Source organism: Haliscomenobacter sp., from assembly GCF_040403615.1.
Lineage (GTDB): Bacteria > Bacteroidota > Bacteroidia > Chitinophagales > Saprospiraceae > Haliscomenobacter.
Genome location: NZ_JBBAKG010000008.1, coordinates 106,694 through 110,736, shown reverse-complemented (window position 1 = coordinate 110,736; position 4,043 = coordinate 106,694). Strand labels below are relative to the sequence as shown.

The window sequence follows — 4,043 nt, the reverse complement described above, 5'->3', positions numbered from 1 at the left end:
AACCCCTCTGGATTGACTTGGATGACCAAATACTGCAAGCCGGACAAGAATATGCGGTTGCATTTGAGGCCAAAGACCTTGCCCAGGTACAAGGGTATCAGTTCGGCTTGAGCTACGCCAAAAACCAAGTCGAATTGACGGACATTCGCTATGGCCTGGCGAAGCCCGAAAACTTTGGCATATTCAAAGAAGAAGGACTCATCACGACCAATTGGTATACCGATCAGGCGCAATTGAACCCAGATGCCGTTCTATTTACGCTGGTGTTTCGGGCACAAAGCTCAGGCAAACTCAGTCAAATCTTGCGCTTGAGCCAACGGCGCATGCTGTCTGAAGCTTATGATTTTGCCGACGAGCGCAAACCCGTCCAATTGCGCTTCAACAACAATCTGGTTCAATCCCAAACCTTCGAGTTGTACCAAAACATTCCCAATCCTTTCCAGGATGCAACCTCGATCCGGTTTTACTTGCCAGAAGCCACTGATGGGCACTTGTTGATCTTTGATGCAGCTGGCCGCTTATTGCAAGACCTCAAGGGCAATTACCAACGGGGATTGAATCAAATCGATCTTGAAGTATTGCAATTGCCCGCTGGAGTGCTGTACTATACCTTCCGAAGCACCAGATATACGGCAACAAAAAAGATGCAACGGATTGGTTTTTAACCAAAAGCAGCTTCGCTACTGTAATTTTTCCACCACCTTAGGTGCCTGAAGTTCCTAAGGTGGTGGAAAATCAAAGCAGCGAAGCTGCCTGTATAATGTGAATAAATGATTTAAATACTGATCAATGCCAAAAAATCCAGCCTTCTCCTACGCCATCCACCCCGACATCGAGCGTGCAGAAACCCTGCCTGCTGAATTCTACCGCAACACGGAAGTCTTTGACGCGATGCGCGAAAAACTGTTTCCGCGCAGTTGGCAATGGATTGAAACGGGTGAAAACCTGGAACAAAACGGTTCGGTTTTTCCTTTTCAGTTTTTGCCGGGTTTTGTAAACGAACCCTTGTTTTTGCGCAGTGGAAACGAGGGCCAAGTACAATGCTTCAGCAACGTGTGTACCCATCGGGGCAACCTTTTGGTGCACCATCCCGGTGCGCCCAAAAAACTGGTGTGCAACTACCACGGCAGGCGTTTTGACCTTAATGGCCAGATGGAATACATGCCGGAATTTAAAGAAGCCCTCGATTTTCCCAGAGCCTGCGATCATTTGACAGAAACTCCCTGCATATCCTGGGCACAATTTCCATTTGTTTCGCTTGATCCTGCTTTTGATTTTCAGAAGGTAATCAACATCATGCAGCAACGGGTAGGGTTCATGCCCCTGGAGCAATTCAGGCACGCCTCAGAGTTGAGTCGAGACTATCTGGTCAATGCGCATTGGGCTTTGTATTGCGACAATTACCTGGAAGGTTTCCACATTCCCTTTGTACATGCGGATTTGAATCAGGCATTGGATTACGGCTCGTATTACACCGAAATCTTTGAGCATTGCAATCTGCAGGTAGGCATCGGTGATGCTGCTACCGAGTGTTTTGATTTGCCCGAGAGCCACATCGATTATGGCAAGCGCGTAGCGGCTTATTATTTTTGGATTTTCCCAAACATGATGTTCAATTTTTACCCCTGGGGCTTGAGTATCAACATTGTAAAACCACTTTCTATTCGGCAATGCAAGGTTCGTTTCATCCAATACATATACGACGAAAGCAAACTGGAACAAGGAGCTGGGGCGGCCCTGGATAAGGTAGAGCGGGAAGACGAGTACGTGGTGGAAAATGTGTACCGGGGTTTGCAATCGCGATTTTATCAAACTGGGCGGTTTTCTCCTACCCGGGAGCAAGGTGTACACCATTTTCACCGCTTGTTGGCGGCAAATTTGTAAATATTCAGCGCATCAGCGAAACAGTTCCCCTTTTCAACTGTGAATTTCCTTCCAAATCTTGGTAGCTCATCACCCAGATATAGGTTCCTTGTGGGGCAGGATCACCTTTGGGGAAATAGCCATCCCAGCCCAAAAAATCATCATATGTGAGGTCAAAGTTTTCCCGAAAAAACACCCGTTGACTCAAGTGGCTATAAATAGCAAAACTATAGACTTTCAAATTAGGGACGTTGACGAAAATGGAAAGTCTATCGTTGATTCCATCTTGATCAGGTGAAAAAACATTTGGGATGAATACATTCAATTTTTTGTCTTTGGGTTTAGTTGTAACAGTATCACAATTGTATTTTCGGATTGCCAGGACGCTGTCGCAACCTTCGGCTGTGCGGAGGGTTGTGTAAAACAGACCTGTATCCAAGGTGTTGCAGTTGAATTGATACAATTTCGTAGTATCAGGAAGTAGGCTATAAACGCGATGAATTTGTTGGGTAAAATTACAATTTAGCTTTTTGATGACCCAACCAGTATCCATTGGATGGCAAACCCTGTCGATTATACTTGGGAGTATGACTGGTTCATTTACCTGTTGCAAGGTCACATCATCAAACAGGTAATAGGCGTTGTAGGCATTAGATCCTCCGAAAAAGTTTTTAATGGTATTTTCATCAAGCGCACTAAAATGGCCCAGGGTTAAATACTGGTAAGGTTTGTCGGCTACAAATGTGCGGGTAATCGGAACCCAAAAAGTAGAATCTGTAAGGTTTTTTCCCAGCTTGGTTTCTACAATTGGAGCTGGCCCGATGTAACTGGAATTGGGACCATTGTTTAAAAAAAGTTGATCAGGATTTTGCACTGAAAGCACTGCTCCAACCCGATCAATATTGCCGTTGCGAAATTGTCTTGATAGGGCATATTTGGTGTAGAATTTCAGGGAATAGGTTTTTCCAATTTCCAAAGCTTGCTCCAATTTGCAGTACAAATACCCTTTGTTTAGGCGCCCTGTGGTATCCCAAATAACCGTATACACCTGAAACTTGAATTGGAAAGCACCCAACATACCATCTCCACTGCGTGGCGGATTATCACGAGGCATCTCAAAGTACAAACCATTGCTAATTTGACATTTGAGATTAAAATAATCTGAAACAACCTGGTTCTGATAGTAATTGAGTTGAAGACTGTTCCATCCTTTTATGTACCCAGCAATGTACTTTTTTTCCGGGCATTCCACATACTGTTCAAAACCGGGATTTGGCACCAAGTTTTGACCACCACATTGAGCTGATGAGCATTCGTTTACGCTTACTTTATAGGCGTTTTGGGTGCCGTCGCTACAAAGTGCATAAATGTAAAACAACCCAGTTGAATTAAATTGAATCTGGAAACTGTCGGTCTTGAATTTTTTGATCAGCATGGGTTGGCTGACTCTAAATTCTGAAATGCGGGTGCCTGGGCAAGCAAAATCTGCAGCGCGAAAGGTAATAATGCTGTCGATGCAAACTTCCAGCGTTCTGCTCTGCCCATTGAGAACCCACTGATTGGTGAAAAAAAAGCCCAGCGAAATTAATAGGTGTCTCCAAATCATGTCGTGACAACTTTTAGGGGCGAAAAAAATAAGCCTTCATTTTGCCCCACTACTTAGGGCACAGTTGAACCATAAAATTACCTTTTTTTCTGGCACGTTCACCTCTACTCTTACACTTTTGTCCCCAAAATATCTTCGAACTCTTGTCGCAACTGCGCTTTGTCAACTGGCACCACCCCTACTTTTTCACAAACCTGGCCACCCGCTAAATTGGCCAAAACGGCAATCTCTTCCAGATCGAGGTGCAAGCCCAAACCCAGCGCAACGATGCTGATCACGGTATCGCCGGCGCCACATACATCGGCTACCGCGCGAGGTACAGTTGGAAATATTTTACCAGTATTGCCTTCCGCTGCCCAAAAGAGCCCTTTTTCCGATAAGGTAATCAAGGTGTGCTGGTTGCCCAATTGACTCCGAATATATTGCGTTGCATCTTGTAAAGAGGGTAGGGTAGCCTGCACGGGCATTGGCGCTTGTGCCTGAATTTCTTTGAGATTGGGTTTGAAAAGCGTAATTTGTTTGTACGCCCAAAAATTGTTGAACTTGGGGTCTACTGCTGTTGGGATGTTGCGTT

4 protein-coding genes are annotated in these 4,043 nt (G+C 45.1%); 2 read left to right on the top strand and 2 right to left on the bottom strand.

Annotation, left to right across the window (positions count from 1 at the left end; genetic code table 11):
- Together ABW391_RS04560 and ABW391_RS04555 are read left to right on the top strand one after the other, a co-directional pair.
- On the top strand, positions 1–665 hold a 665-nt coding region (locus ABW391_RS04560), incomplete at its 5' end, for a T9SS type A sorting domain-containing protein (protein WP_353480649.1).
- Between the two features lie 124 nt (positions 666–789).
- A complete protein-coding gene (locus ABW391_RS04555) occupies positions 790–1,884 on the top strand; it encodes an aromatic ring-hydroxylating oxygenase subunit alpha (RefSeq protein ID WP_353480648.1) in 1,095 nt (364 codons plus the stop codon).
- Between the two features lie 4 nt (positions 1,885–1,888).
- Here ABW391_RS04555 and ABW391_RS04550 read toward each other — a convergent pair whose 3' ends face one another.
- Both ABW391_RS04550 and ABW391_RS04545 read right to left on the bottom strand, forming a co-directional pair.
- Positions 1,889–3,469 (bottom strand): T9SS type B sorting domain-containing protein, encoded by a 1,581-nt coding sequence (locus ABW391_RS04550; RefSeq protein ID WP_353480647.1) that lies wholly within the window; start codon positions 3,467–3,469, stop codon positions 1,889–1,891.
- Between the two features lie 110 nt (positions 3,470–3,579).
- Positions 3,580–4,043 (bottom strand): bifunctional heptose 7-phosphate kinase/heptose 1-phosphate adenyltransferase (locus ABW391_RS04545; RefSeq protein WP_353480646.1); only part of this gene is annotated, 464 nt, incomplete at its 5' end.

Bases quoted from the DNA above. Each gene is read 5' to 3' on its own strand.
- ABW391_RS04555 (WP_353480648.1), top strand. From the start codon at position 790: ATGCCAAAAAATCCAGCCTTCTCCTACGCCATCCACCCCGACATCGAG.
- ABW391_RS04550 (WP_353480647.1), bottom strand. From the start codon at position 3,469: ATGATTTGGAGACACCTATTAATTTCGCTGGGCTTTTTTTTCACCAAT.